The 23,513-nt window shown below is 68.9% G+C and carries 17 protein-coding genes and 1 pseudogene; 11 read left to right on the top strand and 7 right to left on the bottom strand.

The window, feature by feature from the left end:
* Nucleotides 1–17 precede the first annotated feature (17 nt).
* Nucleotides 18–839, top strand: coding sequence for a PhzF family phenazine biosynthesis protein (locus AC1RRR_RS18290; protein ID WP_492815345.1), 822 nt, complete (start codon nucleotides 18–20; stop codon nucleotides 837–839).
* A 10-nt stretch (nucleotides 840–849) separates the two neighbouring features.
* Here the strand turns inward: AC1RRR_RS18290 and AC1RRR_RS18285 are convergent, their stop codons facing one another.
* Nucleotides 850–1,215 carry a hypothetical protein gene (locus tag AC1RRR_RS18285; protein ID WP_492815344.1) on the bottom strand — a complete coding sequence of 122 codons (366 nt, stop codon included), beginning with the start codon at nucleotides 1,213–1,215 and terminating at the stop codon, nucleotides 850–852.
* 214 nt (nucleotides 1,216–1,429) lie between these two features.
* Here AC1RRR_RS18285 and AC1RRR_RS18280 point away from each other — a divergent pair, with 214 nt between their 5' ends.
* On the top strand, nucleotides 1,430–2,632 hold the full coding sequence (locus AC1RRR_RS18280) for a hypothetical protein (protein WP_492815343.1): 1,203 nt from the start codon (nucleotides 1,430–1,432) through the stop codon (nucleotides 2,630–2,632).
* Here the strand turns inward: AC1RRR_RS18280 and AC1RRR_RS18275 are convergent.
* A pseudogene (locus AC1RRR_RS18275) lies at nucleotides 2,629–4,639 on the bottom strand (ATP-binding protein). The gene AC1RRR_RS18280 and the pseudogene AC1RRR_RS18275 overlap by 4 nt on opposite strands.
* An 81-nt stretch (nucleotides 4,640–4,720) precedes the next feature.
* On the opposite strand from AC1RRR_RS18275, the gene AC1RRR_RS18270 reads away from it, so the two are divergent.
* From AC1RRR_RS18270 to AC1RRR_RS18250, 5 genes are all read left to right on the top strand, one after another.
* The gene (locus AC1RRR_RS18270) at nucleotides 4,721–5,050 is read left to right on the top strand and encodes a hypothetical protein (protein ID WP_492815342.1); all 330 of its coding nucleotides are present in this window, start codon (nucleotides 4,721–4,723) and stop codon (nucleotides 5,048–5,050) included.
* Nucleotides 5,051–5,226: 176 nt separating this feature from the next.
* Entirely contained in the window at nucleotides 5,227–5,553 is a 327-nt protein-coding gene (locus AC1RRR_RS18265; RefSeq protein ID WP_492815341.1) for a hypothetical protein, read from the top strand.
* Between the two features lie 135 nt (nucleotides 5,554–5,688).
* Nucleotides 5,689–6,861, top strand: coding sequence for a phosphoserine transaminase (locus AC1RRR_RS18260; protein ID WP_492815340.1), 1,173 nt, complete (start codon nucleotides 5,689–5,691; stop codon nucleotides 6,859–6,861).
* Nucleotides 6,862–7,000: 139 nt separating this feature from the next.
* On the top strand, nucleotides 7,001–8,581 hold the full coding sequence (gene serA, locus AC1RRR_RS18255; protein ID WP_492815339.1) for a phosphoglycerate dehydrogenase: 1,581 nt from the start codon (nucleotides 7,001–7,003) through the stop codon (nucleotides 8,579–8,581).
* A gap of 137 nt (nucleotides 8,582–8,718) precedes the next feature.
* A complete protein-coding gene (locus tag AC1RRR_RS18250) occupies nucleotides 8,719–9,087 on the top strand; it encodes a VanZ family protein (RefSeq protein WP_492815338.1) in 369 nt (122 codons plus the stop codon).
* On the opposite strand, the gene AC1RRR_RS18245 is transcribed toward AC1RRR_RS18250, so the two are convergent.
* The 4 genes from AC1RRR_RS18245 to AC1RRR_RS18230 are packed head-to-tail and all read right to left on the bottom strand — an operon-like array spanning nucleotide 9,084 to nucleotide 14,107.
* A complete protein-coding gene (locus AC1RRR_RS18245; protein WP_492815337.1) occupies nucleotides 9,084–9,848 on the bottom strand; it encodes a crotonase/enoyl-CoA hydratase family protein in 765 nt (254 codons plus the stop codon). The genes AC1RRR_RS18250 and AC1RRR_RS18245 overlap by 4 nt on opposite strands.
* Nucleotides 9,845–10,354 (bottom strand): G/U mismatch-specific DNA glycosylase, encoded by a 510-nt coding sequence (gene mug, locus AC1RRR_RS18240; protein WP_492815336.1) that lies wholly within the window; start codon nucleotides 10,352–10,354, stop codon nucleotides 9,845–9,847. Before mug ends, AC1RRR_RS18245 begins: the two co-directional genes overlap by 4 nt.
* On the bottom strand, nucleotides 10,347–10,937 hold the full coding sequence (locus tag AC1RRR_RS18235; RefSeq protein WP_492815335.1) for a DNA-3-methyladenine glycosylase: 591 nt from the start codon (nucleotides 10,935–10,937) through the stop codon (nucleotides 10,347–10,349). Before AC1RRR_RS18235 ends, mug begins: the two co-directional genes overlap by 8 nt.
* The gene (locus AC1RRR_RS18230) at nucleotides 10,934–14,107 is read right to left on the bottom strand and encodes an acetyl-CoA carboxylase family protein (protein ID WP_492815334.1); all 3,174 of its coding nucleotides are present in this window, start codon (nucleotides 14,105–14,107) and stop codon (nucleotides 10,934–10,936) included. The genes AC1RRR_RS18235 and AC1RRR_RS18230 overlap by 4 nt, the downstream gene beginning before the upstream one ends.
* A gap of 113 nt (nucleotides 14,108–14,220) precedes the next feature.
* Between AC1RRR_RS18230 and AC1RRR_RS18225 the strand changes: the two genes are divergently transcribed.
* Genes AC1RRR_RS18225 through AC1RRR_RS18215 form a run of 3 tightly spaced genes read left to right on the top strand, consistent with a single transcriptional unit; the run spans nucleotide 14,221 to nucleotide 19,683 of the window.
* On the top strand, nucleotides 14,221–14,994 hold the full coding sequence (locus AC1RRR_RS18225) for an ImuA family protein (RefSeq protein WP_492815333.1): 774 nt from the start codon (nucleotides 14,221–14,223) through the stop codon (nucleotides 14,992–14,994).
* Nucleotides 14,909–16,444 carry a Y-family DNA polymerase gene (locus tag AC1RRR_RS18220; protein WP_492815332.1) on the top strand — a complete coding sequence of 512 codons (1,536 nt, stop codon included), beginning with the start codon at nucleotides 14,909–14,911 and terminating at the stop codon, nucleotides 16,442–16,444. Before AC1RRR_RS18225 ends, AC1RRR_RS18220 begins: the two co-directional genes overlap by 86 nt.
* Entirely contained in the window at nucleotides 16,417–19,683 is a 3,267-nt protein-coding gene (locus AC1RRR_RS18215) for an error-prone DNA polymerase (RefSeq protein ID WP_492815331.1), read from the top strand. Before AC1RRR_RS18220 ends, AC1RRR_RS18215 begins: the two co-directional genes overlap by 28 nt.
* Here the strand turns inward: AC1RRR_RS18215 and cytX are convergent.
* The gene (gene cytX, locus AC1RRR_RS18210) at nucleotides 19,660–20,931 is read right to left on the bottom strand and encodes a putative hydroxymethylpyrimidine transporter CytX (protein ID WP_492815330.1); all 1,272 of its coding nucleotides are present in this window, start codon (nucleotides 20,929–20,931) and stop codon (nucleotides 19,660–19,662) included. The genes AC1RRR_RS18215 and cytX overlap by 24 nt on opposite strands.
* Nucleotides 20,932–21,089: 158 nt before the next feature.
* On the opposite strand from cytX, the gene AC1RRR_RS18205 reads away from it, so the two are divergent.
* The gene (locus AC1RRR_RS18205; RefSeq protein WP_492815329.1) at nucleotides 21,090–23,513 is read left to right on the top strand and encodes a TonB-dependent receptor; all 2,424 of its coding nucleotides are present in this window, start codon (nucleotides 21,090–21,092) and stop codon (nucleotides 23,511–23,513) included.

Raw genomic sequence — 23,513 nt, 5'->3', positions numbered from 1 at the left:
CAGTCTGGGAGATCGCCATGCGCCAGTGGACCATCGACGCCTTCGCCAGCGGCCCGTTCAAGGGTAATCCGGCCTGCGTGGTCGAGCCTTTCGACGCCTGGCCGTCGGATGCTTGGATGCAGGCGCTTGCCGCCGAGAACAACCAGGCCGAGACGGCCTATCTGCTGAAGACCGCCGACCCGGCGCGCTACGGCCTGCGCTGGTTCACGCCGGCCCTGGAGGCCCCGCTGTGCGGCCACGCCACCTTGGCGGCCGCGCACATGCTGTTCGAAGAGCTCGGTGTCGACGTCCCGCTGCTGACCTTCGACACCCTGTCGGGGCCGTTGACGGTCAAGCGAGCAGGCGAGGGGCTGGAGATGGACTTCCCGGCCGATCCGCCACGCCAAACCGATATCCCGGCGGGCCTAGCCGAAGCCCTGGGCGCCACGCCGGTCGAGGTCTGGGCCGGGGCCTATCTGATCGCGGTGATGGACAGCGAGGCGACGGTGCGCGGGCTGAAGCCCGACCTGTCGGCGCTGAACAAGATCGAGGGTGAAGCCACCGGCGGTCCGGGCCAGACAGTGGTCGTGGCCCAAGCCGACGCCGACAAGCCCTACGCTGTGGTCAGCCGCTTCTTCGCGCCGGGTTTCGGCATCCCGGAAGATCCGACCACGGGCTCGGCCCACTGCATCCTGATGCCGCTATATGGCGACAAGCTGGGCGCGGATGTCCTGCAGTTCCACCAGGCCTATCCCGGCCGGGGCGGGGACCTGGAATGCGAAAACCGCGGCGCGCGCATTCTGTTGCGCGGCCGCGGTTTCACGGTGGTGGAGAGCCGGCTCCGGGTGGAGCCGGCCTAAGCTCAGACTGTTACCAGCGACGGTCCGGACCACGGTGGTCGCGGTCACGATCGCCGTAGCCGTAACCGTAGTCACGGTCGTGGCGCTCGACGCGGATCTTGGCGCTGATGCGGTCGAAGCGACGATCCAGGTCGGCGCGTTCCCAGCCGCTCAGGCCGCCGCGGCGGTACTGGGCTTCCAGGCGAGCGGTCTGACGCAGGTCGGCGCGCAGGCGGGCGGCTTCCGAGCGGGTCAGGGAGTGGTTACGCACGCCCTGGTCGATACGGCGCTCCAGCATGTCCTGGCGCTGGTTGATCGACTGGGCCGAAGCCACGGCGGGAACGGTGGCGGCCGCCAGGGCCGAGACCGCAACGATCGGGATCAGGATCTTCTTCATCGGTTCGGTTCCTTTCAAATCTCTGCGTCGCACCCGTTTGGCTTGGGGAAGTGGGGGAAGCGACGTTGAGCTAAGAGAAACACGCCCAGCCTGAAGCGGTTCTGAGCCGCTCGTTATGTTCTGTTCATCTTGTGTCGAGGGTTCGACTTAGGGTGCTGGACGTGTCTAGGATCGGCGTGGGACTCAACCCAAGCGTTAAGAGTGGGCGGCGTTGATGCAGCTGGCCGATGTCCGGATCATCTCCGGCGCCATGACCGGATGTGTGGTTGATGGCCAGTTTCTACTGGAGTCGCCTCACGATCCCGGTCGAGATCCCGCGCCGTCGGCGCGCGAGCGGATTTCCTTCTTCATGGGCGGTTCGTTCGGCGCCTGGCTGCACTTGAGTGAACTGTTCGAAGAGCGCCCCGGTTTTTTCTCGCGCGCCAGCGCCAGCAACCGACTCGCTTTGCGCTTGCCAGTTGATTTCGCGGCTTTGCTCGCCAGACAGGCTGGGTCGCCCGGCGAAAGCGCTCCAGGCTACGTGGAACGGGCGGAGCTCTCGATGGAGAGCGAGTTCGGCTGGGTTTCGGGGCGGATACCGTCCCTGCGGGTCGAGGTCTGCGTCTCCGAGGCTGGCTTGGGCGTGAGCCTCAGCGGCGAGGTTGGGCCGCTAGTCACTTCAGGCACGTTCCTGAAGCCTGGGTCGCCCGTCCCGGTATTGGCCGATAGCCGGATCAGCGTGGACATCGTCATTCCGTGGGCGTTTCTGATCACGCAGGGATCTCACCTCGCCAGCCATGGAAACAAGTTCCGCACTTCGGGTGAAACGAGTGACACGCCTTTTGATTTCAACCGCCCGGGCCTGTCCGGGGTCGCCTTCGAGAGAGATGGCGGGATGCCTTTCTTCGAAGGGCGCTTCGCCGTTCAGCGAGGAATAGGTCGCCCCTATGTGCGGGCGCAGATCGACGACAAGAGCTTGTTGGCGGAGCCCTGTGGCCATCCTGTGCTCTGGCCGGATGGCTTTGCGACCCGGTCACCTTCCGATTCGGCGATCACCTATAGGCTCTGGCTCTTCGGGCTTGGCTACGACGCCTTGGCCCAGATCCTGAGCGGAGAGACCTCGGGACACCTTGAATTGAAAGGCGATGGCGTCGGCTATCTCACGGAGGCCACCTGGCTGGGCTCGGTGGCGGGTCGTCACGTGATCTCGGCCTGCCGCATCGACCTGGCGCTGGGCGAGACCGAGCTGGTCGTGAAGATCGAGGGCGAGGTCGATCGGATGCTGCAGCATGACGGGCCGCCCTTGCCGCCGACGCTTGGCCCGATCTTCTGGGTCACCATGAGGATTCCCGTGGCCTTCCTGGCGGCCCGCGGCATCGATCTGCTGGCGTGGGGGCGGCGCGAGAAGCTGGCGCTCGACCCTAGTCGGGCGCCCTAAGCCGCCTGCGCCAACCGGGCCGCCGTCATGGCCGCTTCGATGGCGGCGTAGAGCTTGCTGACTTCGATAGGCTTGGCCACGTGGCCGTCCATGCCGGCGGCCAGATAACCCTCGACCTGGTGAGCCAGGGCGTTGGCGGTCACGGCGACGATGGGGGTGCGGACGCGGCCCTCGGCGGCTTCCAGCGTGCGGATCGCCTGGGCGGCCTCGACGCCGTCCATGCCGGGCATGTGGATGTCCATCAGCACGATGTCGAACTTGGCGGCCTTCCAGGCCTCGACGCAGGCCGCGCCGTCGGCGACCAGCACCACCTCGGCGTTCAGCGGCGCCAGGACGGCTTCGACGACCTTCTGGTTGGTCGGATTGTCATCGGCGGCCAGCACGCGCAGGGCGTTCGATCCGACGACCGGGGCGGACGCTTCGGTCTCGACTTCCGGCGGCGGCGCGGGCGCGTGGCCGTCGTCGATATAGTGGACGTCGGTCAGCGCTTCTTCGCGCGGCAGCGAGACCAGGACGGTGAAGGTCGAGCCGCGACCCTCGCGGCTCTGGACCTTGATCGAGCCGTCCATCAGGGCGGCCAGTTCGCGGCAGATGGCCAGGCCCAGGCCCGAACCGCCGAAGCGACGGGTCGTGGTGCTGTCGGCCTGGACGAACTTGTCGAACAGGCGCGGCAGGATCTCGGGCGAGATGCCGATGCCGGTGTCGGCGACATCGATGCGCAGGCCCGAACCGTCCTCGGCCGAGGCGAAGCGCACCGCGACGGCGCCTTCCAGCGTGAACTTCAGGGCGTTGGAGATCAGGTTGCCCAGGATCTGGCGCAGGCGGTCGCTGTCGCCGCGCCAGACGCCCTGCGCCTCGGGGGCGATGGCGACCTCGAAGGCCAGGCCCTTGTCGCGGGCCTGTGGGGCGTATGTCTCGCGGATGGCCTGGGCCAGCTGGGCGATATCGAACGGGCGGTCGGTGATTTCCAGGCGGCCGGCCTCGATCTTGGACAGGTCCAGCACGTCGTTCAGCACGCCCAGCAGCAGGGCGCCGGATTCGCGGATCACCTTCAGGCGCTCGCGTTGCTTGGAGCCCAGGTCGTCCATGGCCATGACCTCGGCCATGGCCAGCACGCCGTTCAGGGGCGTGCGGATCTCGTGGCTCATATTGGCCAGGAAGTGCGACTTCAGGACGTTGGCGGCGTTGGCGTCGTCGCGCGCCTTGACCAGCTCGGCCATGGCGCCGCGCAGGTCGTGGTCGTTGGCCTCCAGACGGGTCACCAAGTGGTTGAAGCTGTCGGTCAGGCTCTGGAAGACGTCGTCGTCCGAGGTCTGCTCCACGGCCTTGAACCGGCCGCCGACGGCCGTCTCGTGCATGGCTTCCGACAGGCGCTCCATCGGGCGGGCCAGGCGGCGGGCCAGGCTGTTGGCCAGCAGGATCGCCAGGCCGGCCGCGCCGAAGAACAGGGCGCCGGTCAGGGCCAGGTCACGCGCCAGGGTCTGGCCCAGGCCCGGATGTTGGGCCACCAGCACCAGGGTGCCGACGGTCTGCGAAGACAGCTTGATCGGCCGCGTCAGGGTGTCGGCGTCGGTGGGATTGGCCGCGCCCAGCTGGGCGACGGTGCGCCCCTTGGTGTCCATGATCCGCACGGCCGCGACGCTGGGCGCCTTGGCCACGGCTTCCAGCGCCCGGTAGACGCCGACCATGTTGTGGTCGGCCAGGGGGGCGGCGGCGCCGGCGGCGGCCATCTGGGCGAGGATCTCGTGATTGGCGCGGGCTTCCTGCCGCGCGACGCTCCACTGCTGCAGCATGAAGCACAGGCAAGCAGCCACGAGGGCGAGAACGGTCGTGGCCAAGGCCACACCGGCGATTCGCGCCTGTAGTGGCGCGTGTGTCGCGGCAGTGCTCGCGCTGTTGTTGTGCTTTTCGCCCATCAGCGTTCAGGAACTCAATCGTCGCGACAGTATGCCTGAAGGTTCCTAACGCTTCGCTTCCAAGGGCAGTGAGAGTCGCGCGACAAAACAACGCTAGGGCGCATTTTTGCGTTGCTTTGGCTTTAACAATCTATTTACCTTTTCCATTAGTGTTTCGTTAACGGAGGCGGGCGTGGAAAAGGTTTTTGTTGCTAAGCGAGTGGCCAGCAAGCTGGTTTCGACCGAGACGGCTGTGGACGCCGCGGTGACCGAAGTCGCCGAGATGATGGCTGAGCTGATGCAGGCTCGTAAGGATCTGGGCCTGTCGGCCACGTTCGGCCACGGCGTCACCGCCAAGGTCGGCGACGCCATGCAGGCGCTGATGGCCGCGCGCACCGCGATGGTCGAGGCGCATACCGAACTGGACGAGACGCGCCTGCGCCTCGGCATCCGCACGCGGATGGTCGGCGATATCAAGCCGCAGGACGAGGTCCGCGGCTCGGCCCTGCGCGAGGTCGTCTAAGGTCCTCGCTAAAAATACATTGCAATAGTTTAATACCTTTGGGCCTCTAATCTGGGTTAGAGGCCCAAAGCATGTTTGCGTTCCTGCAACTGTTATTCTGGATCAATTGGCCGCTGCTTGCCGCGGCCTGCCTGTGCGCGTGGCGCTGGGGCGGTCGAGCGGAGCGCAGCGGTGCGATGCTGGTGCTGTCGACCTTCGTCGCCGTCCTCCTCGCGGGCCTCATCCATGGCAAGGAACTGGTCCAGGGTCTGTATCTGGCGTTGGACGGCTTGATGGCCCTGGGCCTGCTGCTGCTGGCCCTGCGCCACGCCACGCGCTGGCTGGGCATCGCCGTGCTGCTGCAGGGGGTGCAGTTCAGCCTCCATGCCTATTATCTCGTGGACGGCAAGCGGTACGACAACATCTACATCCTGGTGAACAACCTGGTCAGCACGGGCGTCCTGGTGTGCATCCTGGTCGGCACGTTCCTGGCCTGGCGCAAGCGGAACCAGCCCGAAAAATAATTGCCGCGATCGGACGATTGGTCGCGGCTTTCGCAAAATCTCTCCTTGCAATCGGCCGCGAAACGAGGTTCTTCGCCGGCGGGCCACACCCCCCCAACGGGGTGCAGTCCATCTGTAAGGATGGGAGACATCGCTATGACGACCCTCGCCAAGCCGGCAATCCGTCCGGCTCGCCCCGAGTTCTCTTCCGGCCCCTGCGCCAAGCGCCCCGGCTGGACCCCCGAAAATCTTCAAAACGCTGTTTTGGGCCGTTCGCACCGCTCGAAGCTGGGCAAGGCGCGCCTGAAGGCCGCCATCGACCAGACGCGCGAAGTGCTGGAAGTGCCGGCCGACTTCCTGATCGGCATCGTCGCCGGTTCGGACACCGGCGCGGTCGAGATGGCCATGTGGTCGATGCTCGGCGCCCGACCCGTGCAACTGATGGCCTTCGAGTCCTTCGGCAAGGACTGGGTCACGGACGTCACCAAGCAACTGAAGCTGCCCGACGTCGAAGTCCTGAGCGCTCCTTATGGCGAGCTGCCGGATACTTCGAAGGTCGACCCGGCCAAGGACCTGGTCTTCACCTGGAACGGCACGACCTCGGGCGTGCGCGTGCCGAACGCCGACTTCATCTCGGCCGACCGTGAAGGCATCACCATCTGCGACGCCACCTCGGCGGCCTTCGCCCAGGATCTGGACTGGGCCAAGCTCGATGTCGTGACCTTCTCCTGGCAGAAGGCCCTGGGCGGCGAAGGCGCGCACGGGATCCTGATCCTGTCGCCGCGCGCCGTGGCCCGCCTGGAAAGCTACACGCCGGCCTGGCCGATGCCGAAGCTGTTCCGCATGACCAAGGGCGGAAAGATCGCCGCCGACATCTTCGAAGGCGCGACGATCAACACGCCGTCGATGCTGTGCGTCGAGGATGCGTTGGACGCCCTGAAGTGGGCCGCCTCGATCGGCGGTCTGGAAGCCATGCAGGGCCGCGCCGACCAGAACCTGGCCGTGCTGGCCGACTGGGTCGCCAAGACCCCGTGGGTGGACTTCTTGGCGGCTGCGCCGGAGATCCGCTCCAACACCTCGGTGTGCCTGAAGGTCGTCGATCCCACGATCGCCGCCCTGCCGGAAGACGCCCAAGCCGACTTCGCCAAGAAGCTGGCCAGCCTGCTCGAGAAGGAGGGCGCGGCCCTCGACATCGGCGGCTATCGCGACGCCCCGGCCGGCCTGCGCATCTGGTGCGGCGCCACGGTGGAAGCCTCGGACCTCGAGGCCCTGACGCCCTGGCTCGACTGGGCCTTCGCCACCGTCTCGGCCGAACTGGCCGCCGCTTAATCTGACTCATTGCGGCTGAAATCCTCGTCCTTCGACTAGCTCAGGATGAGGATTTCAGAGTGCCGCCTCTCAGTAGCCCTCATCCTGAGCCTGTCGAAGGACGAGGGCGCGCACCCAATTCTCCGCAAGGAAATCCCAAATGACCGCTCCTCGCGTTCTCATCGCCGACAAGCTCAGCCCCGCCGCCGTCGACATCTTCAAGAACCGCGGCGTCGCCTTCGACATCAAGGTCGGCCTGTCCAAGGACGAACTGATCGCCGTGGTCGGCGACTATGACGGCGTCGCCATCCGCTCGGGCGCCAAGCTCGACAAGGACGTCATCGCCGCCGCCCATAAGCTGCGCGTCATCGCCCGCGCCGGCATCGGCGTCGACAATGTCGATATCCCGGCCGCCACGGCCAAGGGCATCGTCGTGATGAACACGCCCTTCGGCAACTCGATCACCACGGCCGAGCACGCCATCGCCATGATGTTCGCCCTGGCCCGCCAGATCCCCGCCGCCGACGCCTCGACGCAGGGCGGCAAGTGGGAGAAGAACCGCTTCATGGGTGTTGAGCTGTACGCCAAGACCTTGGGCCTGATCGGCGCCGGCAACATCGGCGGCATCGTCGCCGACCGCGCCCTGGGCCTGAAGATGAAGGTCGTGGCCTACGACCCCTTCCTGTCGCCGGAACGCGCCGTCGAGATCGGCGTCGAGAAGGTCGAGCTGGAAGAGCTGCTGGCCCGCGCCGACGTCATCACCCTGCACACGCCGCTGACCGACAAGACCCGCAACATCCTGTCGGCCGAGAACCTGGCCAAGACCAAGAAGGGCGTGCTGATCGTCAACTGCGCCCGTGGCGGCCTGGTCGATGAAGCCGCCCTGCGCAAGCTGCTGGATGAAGGTCATGTCGGCGGCGCGGCCTTCGACGTGTTCACGGTCGAGCCGGCCAAGGAAAACCCGCTGTTCGGTTCGGACAAGGTCGTGGCCACCCCGCACCTGGGCGCCAGCACCAACGAAGCCCAGGAAAACGTGGCCCTGCAGGTCGCCGAGCAGGTCAGCGACTACCTGCTGACCGGCGCGGTCACCAACGCCCTGAACAGCCCGTCGATCACGGCCGAAGAAGCGCCGAAGCTGAAGCCGTTCGTGGCCCTGGCCGAGAAGATCGGCGCCCTGGCCGGCCAGATGGTCGACTTCGGCGTCACGGCCATCGACATCGCCTACGAAGGCGAAGTCACCAACCTGAACGTCAAGCCGATGACCTCGGCCGCCCTGGCCGGCGTGCTCAAGCCGATGCTGGCCGAGATCAACATGGTTTCGGCTCCGGCCATCGCCAAGGAACGCGGCATTACCGTCTCGGAAAGCCGCCAGGAAATCAGCCCCACCTATGACAGCCTGATGCGCGTCACCATCACCACCGAGAAGGGCAAGCGCGCCTTCGCCGGCACGGTGATCGCCGGCGCCCCGCGCGTCGTCGAGGTCAAGGGCATGGAGCTGGACGCGGCCTTCTCGCCGGCCATGCTCTACATCAACAACCTGGACAAGCCCGGCTTCATCGGCGCGCTGGGCATGCTGCTGGGCGAGGCGGGCGTCAACATCGCCACCTTCAACCTGGGCCGCGTCTCGGCCGACGAGGACGCCATCGCCCTGGTCGGCGTCGACCAGGCCCCGGCCGCCGACCTGCTGGCCAAGATCCAGGCCCTGCCGCACGTGAAGGAAGCGCGCGCGCTGACGTTCTAAGGAAAAGATGCTCCCCCGCGATGCGGGGGAGCTGTCACGGAGTGACTGAGGGGGCTAATGCGGCCTGGGCCGAGCTGGCCCCCTCCGGCCCTCTGGGCCACCTCCCCCGCATCGCGGGGGAGGAGCTAGGATCCCAAATGTCCCTGCTCGTTCCCCGCAAGATCAGCTGGCCGGGTTTCCTGGTCTTCCTCGGCGCAGTGGTGTTCACGCTGTACGCGGCCCTGGCGCCCGGTGACGACACCGCCGGTCTGATCCCGTGGGACAAGGCCAAGCACTTCATCGTCTTCTACGGCCTGACCTTCCTGGCCTCGATCGCCCTGCCGCGCAGCCGGCCGTGGAAGATCGGCGTGGTGCTGCTGGGTTTTGGTATCGCCATCGAGATCCTGCAGGACCTGCCGATCGTCGGTCGTGACGCCGACATGTTCGACGTCGTCGCCGACACCCTGGGCATCGGCTTCTACTTCGGCCCGATCATCGTCGCCCAGTGGATGAACCGCGACGCCTAGGCCGGCGTCCCGCCGCGTCCGGCGCCGTCCTTGAACCGCGCCGCGCCGGCTCGAGCCTCGCGGCGCAGCGGCTCCAGCCCGCCACGCCCCTCGACCTTGAGCGCTTCGGCCAGGTCGACATCCCATTGCGCATAGGCCGAGGCGCGGTCGGCGCGCAGGCACAGCTGTGGGAAGGCGGCGATCTGCCGGGCCAGCTCATGCGCCGCCGCCAGGGCCATGCCGCGCGGCACGACACGGTCGGCCAGACCCCAGGACAGCGCCTCGGCCGCCCCGACCGCGCGGCCGGTCAGGATCATGTCCAGCGCCCGGCCCTGCCCAATGATGCGTGGCAGCCGCACCGTCCCGCCGTCGATCAGCGGCACGCCCCAGCGCCGGCAGAACACCCCGAACGTCGCGTCGTCGGCCGCCACCCGCAGGTCGCACCACAGGGCCAGTTCCAGCCCGCCGGCCACAGCGTAGCCCTCGACGGCGGCGATCACCGGCTTGGACAGAAGCCGCCGCGTCGGACCCATCGGCCCTTCGCCTTCGGGGTCGTAGCGCTCGCCCTCGCCGGATGCGGCGACGGCAAGGTCGAAGCCCGCGCAGAAGGTCCCGTCCGCGCCGGTCAGGATCGCCACGGCGGCGACTTCGTCGGCCTCGAAGGCGTCGAACGCCGCGCGCAGCTGCAACGCGGTCTCGGGATCGACGGCGTTGCGCTTGTCCGGACGGTTGATCGTGACGGTCCAGACCGGGCCGTCGGTTTCGAGTTGGACTTCGGTCATGTCGCAGTCTCCATGGCCAGTTCGCGATAGGCCGCCACCAGGGCGTCCAGGCTGAAGGCCAGGTTACGCCCGCTGGGATTGGGCAGCACCCAGGCGATCGCGCCGGCGAAGGGCTCCACCTGCTGGCCCCAGGCGACATCGCGGCGGCCGATCATGGCGCCGTAGGCCGCCTTGCCCAGGAAGGCGAGGTAGGCGGGCTGCCAATGGCGGACCCAGGTCTCGAACCCGGCGGCGGCGTCCACGAATTCCGAACGCGCCAAGTCGTCGACACCCGCCGTCGGCCGCTCGACCACGCTGGTGATCCCCAGGCCGTAGTCCAGCAGGCTGGCGTCGTCCTCGGCGGCGATCTGATGCGGCGTGAAGCCGGCCAGGTGCAGCACGCGCCAGAACCGGTTGCTGCGCCCGACGAAGTGATGCCCCTCGGCGGCGGCCGACAGCCCTGGGTTCAGCCCGCAGAACACGACGGACAGGCCAGGCGCGACGATGTCCGGGAGGGGCTTAGACATTCAGCGCCCGCGTTCCGCTGAGAAAGGGACTGCCCCGCAAATAGAACCGCAACGGCCGGTCGGCGTCCTTGGTGATGCCGATCCGCACGCCCACGCCGATGTCGGCCGGCTCGTGGTCGTCGTGGGCCAGCCACAGCGCACCCTCGGCGCAGAGGTCGAGGCCGTCGGCCCAGGGCCCGATCTGTAACGCTTGGGTCAGTCGACCGGGACCTCGCGCCAGGTCGCGCAGTTTCTCGGTCTGGCGATGAACCTGCATCAGGGCGATCCCCTCCAGCGGCTCCAGCGCCCTGATCAGGACACCGGCCCCGATCCCCTCGACCTCGCTCGACACGTTCAGCATCCAGGACACGCCATAGTTCAGATAGACATAGGCGTGGCCGCGCTCGAGGAACATCGGGCGCGTGCGCGGCGTCATCCCCCGGAAGGTGTGGCTGGCCGCGTCGCCGATGATGTAGGCCTCGGTCTCGACGATGCGACCGCTGAGCACGCCGTCTGGCGTCTCGCGCACGACGATCTTGCCGATCAGAAAGCGGGCGAGAGTTTCCGTGTCGATCGGCAGCTCGTCGCGCGTAAATCTCTTCACCAGCTGTCCACTCGTACTTCCCACGGCCTCGACATCCCCGCCGCCGCGTCCATTCCGCCGACGATCCAGCGCCGGGTGTCGGCGGGGTCGATGACGGCGTCGATCTCCAGGGCGGCGGCCATGCTGGTCGCCTTGCCGGCCGCGTAGAGCCGGGCCACCAGCTGGTCGTAGAGCGCCTTCTGCTTCACGGGGTCGGTCTCGGCCTCCAGCTCCTTGCGGTAGCCCAGCTTGACCGCGCCCTCCAGCCCCATGCCGCCGAACTCGCCGGTCGGCCAGGCCGCGATGAAGGCCGGGGCGTGGAAACTGCCGCCAGCCATGGCCTGGGCCCCGAGGCCGTAGCCCTTGCGCGTGACCACGGTGAAGAGGGGCGAGCGCAGCTTGGCTCCGGCGATGAACTGGCGACTGACGCGACGCACAGCGGCGGCGTCCTCGCTGTCGGGGCCGACCATGAAGCCGGGGGTGTCGCATAGGCTGAGCACTGGCAGGGCGAAGGCGTCGCACAGTTGCAGGAACCGCGCGGCCTTCTCGGCCCCGTCGCAGTCGATCGCCCCGCCCAGGTGGCGCGGATCGTTGGCGATCAGCCCCATCGGCCGGCCTTCGATGCGGATCAGGCCGGTGACCATCCCTGCCGCGAAGCCGCCGCGCAGTTCCAGGAACGAACCTTCGTCCACCAGCAGGTTGATCAGTGTACGGACATCGTAGACGCGCAGGCGGTTTTCCGGGATCGCGTTCCGCAGCCGCCGCTGGTCCGGCGCGGTCCAGGTCGTGAGCGCGCCCTGGAAATAGGACAGCGCCTGCTTGGCCAGCCGGGTGGCGTGCGCCTCGTCGTCGGCCAGGATGTCGATGACCCCATTGGCCCACTGATGCGCCGATGGCCCGATCTGCTCGGGCCGGAAGACGCCCAGGCCGCCGCCCTCGATCATCGCCGGCCCGCCCATGCCCAGATTGCTGTCGCGCGTGGCGATGATGATCTCCGACAGGCCGGCGATCGCGGCGTTGCCGGCGAAGCAGCGGCCGGCGACGATGGCGATCTTGGGGACCAGGCCCGACAGCTGGGCGAAGCTGCGGAACGTCGGCACGTCCAGCCCCGCCACCGCCGTGGTGTCGGTGTCGCCGGGCCGCCCGCCGCCGCCCTCGGCAAACCATACGACGGGCAGGCGTTGGTCGGCGATGACGCTCATCAGCCGGTCGGACTTGCGGTGGTTCATCGCGCCCTGCGTGCCGGCCAGGACCGTGAAGTCGTAGGCCAGGGCCGCCGTCCGCGCCTTGTCGGGCGGGAAGAGCGCGCCGTTGACGCTGCCGACGCCCGTGATCAGCCCGTCGGCCGGGGTGCTGGCGATCAGGTCCTCGACCGAGCGCCGCCGCTTCTGGGCCGCGATGGCCAGGGCGCCGTATTCCAGGAAGCTGCCGGGATCGACCAGGTCGTCGATGTTCTCCCGCGCCGTGCGATGGCCGGTCTTGCGGCGCTTGGCGACGGCGTCGGGGCGGGCCTCGTCCAGGGTGTAGCGGTGGCGGGCGATGACTTCGGCCAGGTCGGGACGGATGGCGTCGAGGTCCTCGGCGACCGCTTCGACGGCCTCGCCGCCGGCGACCTCCATCGGTTCCAGGAACACCAGCGGCTGGCCCTCGGCGACGGTGGCGCCGGGCTCGGCGGCGATCTTCAGTACGCGGCCGCCGGACGTGGCGTGGACGAGGTGCTCCATCTTCATCGCCTCCAGCACCGCCAACGCCTGACCGGGGTGGACGAGGTCGCCTTCATTGACTGAGATCGAGCCGACCGTGGCCGACAGCGGTGCGACCACGGCGACCGAGCCGTCGAGGGTCTCAAACGCCTGCGCGTCCTGCGTCGGAAGGCCGGCGACCAGTTCGGCCGCATGGTCCTCGATGAAGCGTGTCGTAAACACTGCGGCTTTTGGTACCGCAGTGTTCAAGATCGCCCGGATTAGCGGCGCGGTGGTCGCCACGCCCGTGATCTGGAACTCCGCCAGCGCCCGGTCGAGCCGCGCCGAGGCCTCGGCATAGGTCCGCCCGCGCGCGATCACCTTGGCCAGCAGGCTGTCATAGGCCGCCCCGACCGTGGTTCCGGCCCCGACGCCCGCATCGACCCGCACCCCCGGGCCGCCCGGCGGGCTCCAGGCGCCGATCGTCCCGTTGGACGGCTTCACCTGGCCGTCGGCGGTCAGGGTCTCGGCATTGATCCGCGCCTGGATGGCGACGCCGAAGGCCGGTGGGGCCTCCAGGTCCAGAGGCTTGCCCGCCGCCAGGTCGAACTGCAGCCGCACCAGGTCCAGGCCCGTGACCTCCTCGGTCACCGTGTGCTCGACCTGCAGGCGCGGATTGACCTCCAGAAAGTACGGTTGGTCGCCCTCGACCAGGAACTCGACCGTGGCCAGGCCGCGATAGCCGGCGCACAGCGCTTCGGCATGCTTCCACAGCTGCGTCCGCAGCGCCTCGGACAAGACCGCCGGAGCGATCTCGACCAGCTTCTGGTTCCGGCGTTGCAGCGAGCAGTCGCGGTCGCCGATGGCCAGCACACGAGCCCCGTCGCCGGCGATCTGCACCTCGATATGCCGCGCCTGTTCGACCAGCTTTTCGGCATAGAGCCCGCCGTCGCCGAACGCCGCTTCGGCTTCGCGCTGGCAGGCGGCGAAGGCGGCGTCCAGTTCGCTGGGATCGCGCACGGCCCGCATGCCACGTCCGCCACCACCCGCCCGAGCCTTCAGCATGATCGCGCCGTGTTCGGCCTGGAACGCCCGCGCGTCCTCCAGCGAGATCGCGCCTGTGCCCGGGATTAGCGGAACGCTGCGCTCCGCGGCTAACGCCCGCGCCAAAGCCTTGTCGCCGAAGGTCTCCAGATGCTCCGCCGACGGACCGATGAAGACGATCCCGCCCTCGGCGCAGGCGCGCGCCAGGGCGGGGTTCTCCGACAGGAAGCCGTAGCCGGGATGCAGGGCGTCGCAGCCCTCCGCCTTGGCCGCGTCCACGATCGCGACGATGTCCAGATAGGCCCGCGCGCCCGCGCCGGGCAGGGCGACCGCGCGGCCGGCTACGTGGGCCGTATCGCCCTGCGCATGGACCATCACGCTCTCGACCCCGGCCTCCGCCGCCGCGCGGGCGATGCGGACGGCGATCTCGCCACGGTTGGCGATCAGGACGCGGGACAAGGGCATGCGGGTTCCCCGAAATGAGCGGGCTTCATACGGCCGTTTGACGCACCTTCGCCCGACCCGCTTGACTCTCCAAGCACGAAAGATCAGAACAAAAGTAGAACAAGGAGTTGGGAATGGCCGGATCGCGCGAGGCGCGTCTTGCGGCCCTGAGAGGCCAGATCGCCGCGATCCAAGCGGGGACTCGGACTCCGACTCCGGTTCTGCCGTTCGGGGACCCGGCCATCGACGGCTGCTTTCCGGGCGGTGGCCTGCCGCTGGGGGGCTGGCATGAGGTGACGGGCGCGGGGCTGCAGGACGAGACGGGCGCGGCGACGGCCGCCTTCGTCGGTCTCTTGCTGCGACCGCTGGTGAAGACCGGGGCGATTGTCTGGGTCGCCCGGCGCAGCGACCTGTTCGCGCCGGGCCTGTTTGGCCTCGGCTTTCCGGCCGAACGGCTGATCCAGGTCCGCACCCGCGACGAGGCCGAGACCCTGTCGGTGCTGGAGGACGCCCTGTCCACCCAGGGCGTCGCCGCCGCGGTCGGCGAGGCCGAGGCGCCCGACCTGACCGCCGGCCGCCGCTTGCAGCTGGCCTGCGAGAAGCGCGGTGGTTTCGGGGTGCTGCTGCACCGAAGACCCTACGGCGGGGCCAGGAAGACAGCCGCCTCCGGCTCGGCTTCGTTCAGCCGCTGGCGGATCGGGCCTTCGCCGACCCCGCCGGCCGACGATATCGGCCTGGGTCCGCCACGCTGGCGGGTCGAACTGGAACGCTGCCGGGGCGGACGCTCGGGCGCTTGGATCTTGGAAGCACAGGAGGCCGGCTATGGCCCGCATCCTTTCCGTCTGGTGTCCCAACTGGCCGATCACGACGTGGCGCCGACGGAACCCGGACTACGACTGGTCGGCTGAGGCGCCTCCCTTCGCCCTACTGGTCTCCGAGCACGGGACCCGCCGCCTCGCCGCTGTAGACGACAGGGCGCGCGCCCTGGGCCTGTCCGCCGACCAGAAGGCCGCCGACGCCATGGCCCTGGTCCCGACCCTGGTCACCTTCGACCACGACCCGGCCGCCGACCGCGTGGCGCTGGAGGCCCTGTGTGACTGGTGCGTGCGGTTCTCGCCGGCCGTGGCCATCGACGGGACCGACGGCCTGTTCCTGGACATCACCGGGACCGACCACCTGTGGGGCGACGAGGAGACCATGCTGGTCGACCTCGTCGGCAGGCTGGCGCGCTGGGGCGTGCCGGCGCGGGCGGCGATCGCCGACACGCCCGGCGCGGCCTGGGCCTTGGCGCGCTACGGCGACGACCTCGCCATCGCCCAGCCGAGGCAGCAACGCGCCGCGATCGAAGGCCTGCCGGTCGCGGCCCTTCGCCTGGAGGACGCCGCCGAGGCCCAGCTGCCGCGCCTGGGTTTGCACCGCGTCGGCCAGCTCTTCGCCCTGCCGCGCGCCCAGCTGGCCAAGCGGTTTGGCCTGGCGACGACCTTGCGTCTCGACCAGGCGCTAGGCATGGCCGCCGAGGCCCTGACCTTCCGCCGCCCGGCCACGCCCTGGTCCGACCGCCTGGCCTTCTTCGAGCCAATCAGCGCGCCCGAGGACCTGGCTCGCGTGGCCGGCGACGCCCTGGCCCTGATCTGCCAGCGCCTGGAAGCCGAGGGGCGCGGCGCCAAGCGTTTCGAGGTCGTGTTCCATCGCCTGGACGGCAAGGCCTATCCGGTGCGCGCGGGCCTGGCCCGGATCGGCCGCGACGCCCGGCGGCTGACCAAGCTGATCGTTCCCAAGCTGGACAAGGTCGACCCCGGCTTCGGCATCGAGGTCGTCACCGTCCACGCCTGGGCGGTCGAGCCCCTGGCCGCCGCCCAGGAGCGTCTCGACGCCGATGCCGACGCGACCCTGGACGAGACCCTGGCCCCGCTGATCGACCGCCTGGTCAACCGCCTGGGCGAGAACCGCGTGTGGCGCGCCGACCCATTCGAAAGCCACGTTCCCGAGCGCTCGGTGATCCGCAACGCCCCGCTCGATCCCCCGGCCAGCGCGAAATGGGATCCCGACCGTCCACGCCCCGTGCGCCTGTTCAAGCGCCCGGAGGCCATCACCGCCATCGCCAAGCTGCCCGATGACCCCCCGATGCAGTTCACCTGGCGCGGCCGCGCCCACCGCGTCCGTCGCGCCGAAGGCCCCGAGCGCATCGGCCAGGAATGGTGGCGCGCCGGCGTCGGCGAGGAAGACACCGGCCCTGGCAAGATCCGCGATTACTACCGGGTCGAGGACGACGTCGGCGGCCGGTTCTGGATCTATCGGCAAGGGCTGTTCGGCGAGGCGGAAGCGCCGAAATGGTGGATCCATGGGCTGTTCGGATGAGCGCCTATGCCGAGCTGCAGGCCACCACGAACTTCTCGTTCCTGCGCGGCGCCTCGCACGCGGAAGAGCTGGCGATCGCGGGCGAAGCCCTGGGCCTCGCCGCCATCGGCATCGCCGATCGCAACAGCCTGGCGGGCGTCGTGCGAGGCTGGGCGGCGGCCAAGAAGCGCAACTTCCGCGTCCTGACGGGCTGTCGGCTGGACTTCATGGACGGCACGCCCAGCCTGCTCTGCTACCCGTCGGATCGGGAAGCCTTCGGCCGTTTGACGCGCTTGCTGACCGTTGGCCAACGCCGGGCTCCGAAGGGCGAGTGCCATCTGTCCTGGCAGGATTTCCTGGACCATTCGGATGGCCAGCTGGGCCTGATCATCCCGCCGAAGATGCTGGATGAAGCCTTCAAGCGCGACCTTGCGCGCATGGCCGGCGATCTGCGGGGACGGTCGTGGCTGGCGGGCGCCCGCGCCTACGCCGCCCAGGACCTGAAGCGTCTCTCACATCTAGACGCCCTGGGGCGCGCGACCGGCGCGCCGATGGTCGCCACCAATGACGTGCTCTATCACGGCCCCGAGCGACGACCGCTGCAGGACGTGATCACCTGTGTTCGCGAGCACTGCACGATCCAGGAGGCGGGCTTTCGGCTTGAGGCCAATGCCGAGCGTCACATCAAGGCGCCGGCGGAGATGGCGCGCCTCTTCGAGCGCTGGCCGCGCGCGGTCGAACGGACGATCGAGATCGTCGAACGGATCGGCTTCGACCTGGGCCAACTCGACGAGGAATATCCCGACGAACCGGTGCCGCCCGGCAAGACAGCGATGCAGCACCTGACCGACCTCACCTGGAGCGGCGCCGCTTGGCGCTATCCCAGCGGCGTGCCCGACAAGGTGGCCGCCCAGCTCAAGGAAGAGCTGCGGCTGATCGCCAAGATGGACTACCCCAACTACTTCATCACCGTGCACGACATCGTGCGCGAGGCGCGCAGCATGGGCATCCTGTGCCAGGGGCGGGGCTCGGCGGCCAATTCCTCGGTCTGCTTCTGCCTGGGCGTGACCGCGATCGACCCGACCGAGCACCGGCTGCTGTTCACCCGCTTCATCTCCGAGAACCGTGGCGAGCCGCCCGACATCGACGTCGATTTCGAGCACGAGCGGCGCGAGGACGTCATGCAGTACGTCTACCGCCGCTACGGCCGGGAATATGCCGCCATCTGCGGGACGGTGATCCACTACCGCCCGCGCAGCGCCATCCGCGATGTCGGCAAGGCCTTGGGCTTGACCGAGGACGTCACCAACCTGCTGGCCGGAACGGTCTGGGGCAGTTGGGGTTCAGGCCTGCCCGAGGAGCACCTGCGCAATGCGGGCCTGGATCCCGAGGCGCCGGAGATCGCCCGCGCCGTGGCCATGGCCACCGAGCTGATGGGCTTCCCGCGCCACCTGTCGCAACACGTCGGCGGCTTCGTCCTGACCAAGCGTCGCCTGGACGAGACCGTGCCGATCGGCAATGCGGCCATGGAAGACCGCACCTTCATCGAGTGGGACAAGGACGACATCGACAGCCTGGGCCTGATGAAGGTCGACGTCCTGGCCCTGGGCATGCTGACGGCGATCCAGCGGGCCTTCGGCATGCTGCGGAATGACCATGACCAGGAGATCGTTGACCTGGCCGACGTTCCTGTCGAACTGCCGGGCGTCTACGACATGCTGTGCAAGGCCGACAGCGTGGGCGTCTTCCAGGTCGAGAGCCGGGCGCAGATGTCGATGCTGCCGAGGCTGAGGCCCCGCCGCTTCTACGACCTGGTCATCGAGGTGGCGATCGTCCGGCCCGGTCCGATCCAGGGTGATATGGTGCATCCGTATCTGAAGCGGCGGAACGGGATCGAGAAGGCCGAGATGCCGGCGCCCTCGCCGGAACACGGTGAGCCGGACGAGCTGGAGCAGATCCTCGGCAACACCTACGGCGTGCCGCTCTTCCAGGAACAGGCGATGAGCCTGGCGATCGAGGCGGCCAGGTTCACGCCGGATGAGGCCGACGGCCTGCGCAAGGCCATGGCCACCTTCCGCAACCTCGGCACGCCCGATGAATACCGGGGGCGGTTCATCGATGGCATGACCTCGCGCGGCTACGAGCGTGACTTCGCCGAGCGCTGCTTCAAGCAGATCGAGGGCTTTGGCCACTACGGCTTTCCGGAGAGCCACGCTGCCAGCTTCGCCAAGCTGGTCTACATTTCGGCCTGGATCAAATGGGCATGGCCGAACGTGTTCTGCGCGGCGCTGATCAACTCGCAGCCGATGGGGTTCTATCAGCCAGCGCAATTGGTCCGGGATGCGCGCGAGCACGGGGTCGAGGTGCTGCCGCCCGACATCATGGCCAGTGTCTGGGACTGTACGTTGGAGCCGATGACAGCGGGCTTCCGCGCGCCGCGCATCCGCGAAGACAAGATCGCCGACTACGCCAACAGCCACCGCTGGAAGGCCGTCCGCCTCGGCTTCCGCCAGATCAAGGGGCTGAAGGAGAAGGGCGACATCGCGCCGCTGTTGAAAGCCCGCGCCGAAGGCGCCCGCACGCCCGCCGAGTTCGCCCAGGGCGGCGTGCCGCAGCGCGCGCTCGAGCTCTTGGCCGAGGCCGACGCCTTCGCCTCGGTCGGCCTCACCCGCCGCGAGGCGCTGTGGGCCGTGAAGGGGCTGAAGGGCGAGCACAAGGCGCCCGTGCAGGCGCCGCTGCTGGCCGGGTTGCCGCTGTTCGAGGACAAGGTCGCCCTGCCGGCCATGGGCAGCCCGCAGGAGGTGGCCGAGGACTACCGCACCACCAGCCTGTCGTTGAAGGCCCATCCGGTGGGCTTCTACCGACCGATGCTGGCGCGGCGCGGGGTGGTCACGGCTGAAGAGCTGCTGACGGTGAAGGATGGGACCAAGGTGTCGGTGGCGGGCCTGGTCCTGATCCGCCAGCGGCCGGGCACGGCCAAGGGCGTGGTGTTCGTGACCCTGGAGGACGAGACGGGCGTTGCGAATGCGGTCGTCTGGAAGGACCGCTTCGAGGCCGACCGCAATGTGGTGATGACCGCCTCGTTCCTGGTTATCCACGGCCGGGTGCAGCGGGCCGAGAACGTCATCCACGTGGTGGCCGAAGGCTTCACCGACCTGTCGGCGCACCTGTCGACCCTGAGGGACGAACCCGGCGCGCCGGCTCCGCGTGTGCGCCAGAAGGTGTCGGGGCGGCTGCTACGCAGCCGGGACTTTCACTGATAGCCACACCCGCCGCAGCCCCCAATACACCGCCCCCGCCACGATGAAGCTGGGCAGGGTCGCGCCCAGGTCGGGGAGCAGGCGGCTCAAGGCCTGGTAGGCGGCGACGCCGGCGGCCCAGGCCAGCAGGGCGGGCAGGCGGACGCCGCCGGACGCCACGATCGTCGCGCGGCGGCGGATCACGAAATGGTCGGTCAGCAGCACGCCGAACAGCGGCGCGAAGACCGAGCCGATCAGCAGCAGGAAACCCTCATAGCGGGCCAGCGGCGCGAACAGGGCGATGGTGGTGCACAGGCCGCCGAAGATCAGCGCCAGGTTGGCGGGCTTGGCCGGGACCAGGGTGGCGGTCGAGATGGCGGCCGAGTGGATGTCGGCGAAGGTGTTGTCGGTCTCGTCGATGACGATCAGGAACAGCGCGATCCCGCCGCCGCTGGCGGCCAGGGCGGTCAGCAGCAGGCCGTCGCCGCCGCCTGACGCCAGGGCATAGGCCGCGCCCAGACCCATGAACCAGATATTGGCCAGCAGGTAGCCCAGGGCGCTGCCCTTGAACATGCCGCCGCTCGTGCGACCAAACCGCGTGTAGTCGGCGATCAGCGGCAGCCACGACAGCGGCATGGCGATGACCAGGTCGACGCCGGCGCCGAAGCTCATCTCGCCGGTCCCGGCCTTGGCGAAGAGGGCGGCCAGGTCGTGCTCGGCCAGGAGGCGCCAGCTCAGCCAGCCCGCGCCGGCCAGCAGCAGCCACAGGCCATAGGCGCGCAGGAAGCGGCGGACGAACGACAGGGGTCCGACGATGGCCAGCCAGGTGGCCAGCAATCCAAACACCAGGGTCCAGATCATCGGGTTGGACAGGCCGAAGGTCTGCTTGGCCAGGGCGTCGGCGGCGTCGCGCATGGCGATGATCTCGAACGCGCCCCAGCCAACCAGCTGCACGGCGTTCAGCACCGTCGGGACGGTCGCGCCGCCCGCGCCCAGGGTCAGGCGCAGGGCGCCCATCGACGACAGGCCGGTATCGGCCCCGACCACGCCGGCGGCGGCCAGCAGCAGGGCGCCCAGCACCGAGCCCGTGACGATCGCCGCCAGGGCCGCGCCCAGGCTGAGCCCCGGCACCAGGAAGGCGCCGGCCTGCAGGACCAGCAGGCCGATCCCCAGGCTGAACCACAGCGAAAAGGCGTCGCGGGCCGTAAAGGCGCGACGCTCTGCCGGCACGGGCGTTAGGGGATCATAGGTGTCGTCGAGCTGAGCCATGGCCCCGTTTAGCAGCTGACCGGCGCCCACGCGAATTGCGGGTTTATGGCCAAGCTGTGTCGCGCCGGCCGTGAAAGCGTCACCATTCAGCCGAATCAATGTCTGGTTGCGGGTGCGCTCTTGGGGTTGAGGCCACGGGGGTGGCTTAGGGGGATGCGATGGACTTGAGCCTGTTGGCGCTGGGCGGCCTGGCGGCCGCGATGGCCTTGGACGCCGCGCCCGACCCGGTCCCGGCAGCGCCGCGTGAGACACCGGTGTCTTGCGACGAGGTCGAGGGCGAGGCCGCCAAGGCCAAGTGCCGGCGCGAGCGCAACGAGCTGGACCCCCTGACCATCGAAGGCGCCAAGCCCGGCGACACCGAAGGCCTGCTGGAACCGGAGCTGGAACTGGACGAGGAGGCCATCCGCACCCTGGGGGCCAATACGCTGGGCGATTTGATCGCCAAGCTGGCGCCGGTCCTGGCCAATGCCCGGGGACGCAGCGACGAGCCGCCGATCATCCTGATCAACGGCCAGCGCACGACCGGCAATATGAGCGATATCCCGACCGAGGCGATCCTGCGCATCGCGCCGCTGCGCGAGGAAGAGGCCCTGACCCACGGCTATCGCGCCGACCAGTTGGTCATGAACGTCATCCTGAAGAAGCGCTTCAACGCCACCACCGTGACCAACGAGGGCCAGTGGCTGGTCGAGGGCGGCCGGGCGTCGAGCGACCAGTTGGTCAACCTGTTCAAGGTGCAGGGCGAGGGACGAACCCTGGCGACGGCGCGTTATCATCGTGACTCGCCATTGTTCGAGGACGAGCGCGGCGTGGTCCGCACGCCCGTGGCCGGCAGCGCCGAGGCCCTGGCCGACCAGGTCGTCGGCGGCGACCTGACCGCCGCCCGCACCCTGCTGCCGCGCACTGAGCAGGCCAAGCTGGAGGTGACCCACACCCGCCCCTTGCGTGGCGGAACCATCGCGACGCTGGGCGGCGACTTGCAGATCGGCAGCAGCGTCAGGTTCCGCGGCTTGCCGGGCGTGGCGCTGGATCCGCCTGGCGACCTCGACATCTATCGCTACATCGACGCGCCCGAGGCCCTTAAGGTGCGCAACGACACCCGCAAGGTCGGGGTGGTCGCCGGCCTGTCGGGCCGCAAGACGCACTGGCGCTGGAACTTGGATGGCGGCGTCGACCGCAGCGAGAGCGCCTCGCGGATCGGACGGGGCCTGGACACCAGCGCCCTGCGCGCGGCCGTGGCGGCGGGCGAGGTCGATCCTGTCGGAGCGATCCCGGACGGCCTGATCCGCTACGCCCCGCGCGACACCGCCGACTCCGTGGCCACCAGCGCCAAGCTGGACATGACCCTGAACGGCACCCTGGCCGGCCTGCCGGCGGGGCGCATGCGGGCCACGGTCCGTCTGGGCGCCGATCATCGCCGGTTCGATTCCGAGAGCGTTCGCTCGGGCGTGCGTGTCGACCAGGTCCTGACCCGCGATCGCGCCACGCTGCAGGCCAGTCTCGATACGCCGCTGGTCGACAAGGCCGGACCGCTGGCCTTCCTGGGCAAGCTGTCACTGAACGCCAACGGCCAGTACGAGCAGTTCTCCGACATCGGCGGCCTGCTGACGGCCGGCGGCGGGGTGAACTGGACGCCGATGAAGCGCCTGAACGTCTCGGCCGACTATGGCTGGGAGGAGGGCGAGCCGACGCCCCAGCAGCTGAACGACCCCGTCCAGCAGACCGCCGCCACGCCGGTCTATGACTACGCCACCGGCCAGACGGCGTTCGTCACCCTGACCTCGGGCGGCAACCCGAACCTGCGGTCCGACAGCCGGCAACTGGTCAAGCTGGGCGTCAACTACAAGCCGTTCGAGACGCGCGATCTGCGGCTGTCGAGCAACTACGTCCGTACACGGATAGATGATCCGATTGCCGGGTTTCCCGCCGCTTCGGCCGAGCTGGAGGCGGCCTTTCCCAGCCGCTTCACCCGTGACGCCCAAGGTCGGCTGACGGCCATCGACACGCGGTCCGTCAACTTCGCCCATGCCGACACCGAGGACCTGCGCTCGCGGGTGACCTATATCCGGCGCTGGGGCGGGCCTAAGCCCGGGACCGGGCCGAAGTCGGTGTTCATCGCGCTGAACGACCGCTGGCGACTGCGCGACGCGGTGACGATCCGCGAGGGCATGGCCCCGCTGGACAAGCTGAAGGGCGCGTCGCTGGGCCAGTTCAACGCTTCGCCGCGTCACGAGATCAACCTGTCGGTCAATCTGGGCCTGCCGGGCTACACCTTCACCGCGGCGGGCTTCTGGCGCAGTCCAACACGCGTCGATGGCGGCGCGCGGGGCCAGGACCTGCGGTTCTCGACCCTGCCGGTCCTGATCCTGATGAGCACCGTGGACCTGGGCGCGAACAAGGCCCTGGCCAAGGACCGGCCGTGGCTGAAGGGGACCAAGCTGAACCTCAGCCTGGAGAACGTCTTCGACAGCTACATGCACGTGCGCGACAGCCAGGGCCGCACGCCGGAGGCCTATCAGGAGGCGCTGGTGAAGACGGCCGGCGGGCGCGGGGTGCGGGTGAGTTTGCGGAAGCAGTTTTGA

The organism is Caulobacter sp. GW821-FHT12D05, from assembly GCF_058807295.1.
Note: the sequence above shows the minus strand (reverse complement) of the source record. Positions and strands in the feature narration are given on the sequence as shown.

What these genes read in the sequence shown, in the direction of transcription:
- AC1RRR_RS18205 (WP_492815329.1), top strand. Translation starts at nt 21,090, where the DNA reads ATGGACTTGAGCCTGTTGGCGCTGGGCGGCCTGGCGGCCGCGATGGCC.
- AC1RRR_RS18245 (WP_492815337.1), bottom strand. Translation starts at nt 9,848, where the DNA reads ATGACCGAAGTCCAACTCGAAACCGACGGCCCGGTCTGGACCGTCACG.
- AC1RRR_RS18260 (WP_492815340.1), top strand. Translation starts at nt 5,689, where the DNA reads ATGACGACCCTCGCCAAGCCGGCAATCCGTCCGGCTCGCCCCGAGTTC.
- AC1RRR_RS18290 (WP_492815345.1), top strand. Translation starts at nt 18, where the DNA reads ATGCGCCAGTGGACCATCGACGCCTTCGCCAGCGGCCCGTTCAAGGGT.
- AC1RRR_RS18225 (WP_492815333.1), top strand. Translation starts at nt 14,221, where the DNA reads ATGGCCGGATCGCGCGAGGCGCGTCTTGCGGCCCTGAGAGGCCAGATC.
- AC1RRR_RS18230 (WP_492815334.1), bottom strand. Translation starts at nt 14,107, where the DNA reads ATGCCCTTGTCCCGCGTCCTGATCGCCAACCGTGGCGAGATCGCCGTC.
- AC1RRR_RS18250 (WP_492815338.1), top strand. Translation starts at nt 8,719, where the DNA reads ATGTCCCTGCTCGTTCCCCGCAAGATCAGCTGGCCGGGTTTCCTGGTC.
- AC1RRR_RS18280 (WP_492815343.1), top strand. Translation starts at nt 1,430, where the DNA reads ATGCAGCTGGCCGATGTCCGGATCATCTCCGGCGCCATGACCGGATGT.
- AC1RRR_RS18285 (WP_492815344.1), bottom strand. Translation starts at nt 1,215, where the DNA reads ATGAAGAAGATCCTGATCCCGATCGTTGCGGTCTCGGCCCTGGCGGCC.
- AC1RRR_RS18215 (WP_492815331.1), top strand. Translation starts at nt 16,417, where the DNA reads ATGGTGGATCCATGGGCTGTTCGGATGAGCGCCTATGCCGAGCTGCAG.
- AC1RRR_RS18265 (WP_492815341.1), top strand. Translation starts at nt 5,227, where the DNA reads ATGCTGGTGCTGTCGACCTTCGTCGCCGTCCTCCTCGCGGGCCTCATC.
- mug (WP_492815336.1), bottom strand. Translation starts at nt 10,354, where the DNA reads ATGTCTAAGCCCCTCCCGGACATCGTCGCGCCTGGCCTGTCCGTCGTG.
- cytX (WP_492815330.1), bottom strand. Translation starts at nt 20,931, where the DNA reads ATGGCTCAGCTCGACGACACCTATGATCCCCTAACGCCCGTGCCGGCA.
- AC1RRR_RS18220 (WP_492815332.1), top strand. Translation starts at nt 14,909, where the DNA reads ATGGCCCGCATCCTTTCCGTCTGGTGTCCCAACTGGCCGATCACGACG.
- serA (WP_492815339.1), top strand. Translation starts at nt 7,001, where the DNA reads ATGACCGCTCCTCGCGTTCTCATCGCCGACAAGCTCAGCCCCGCCGCC.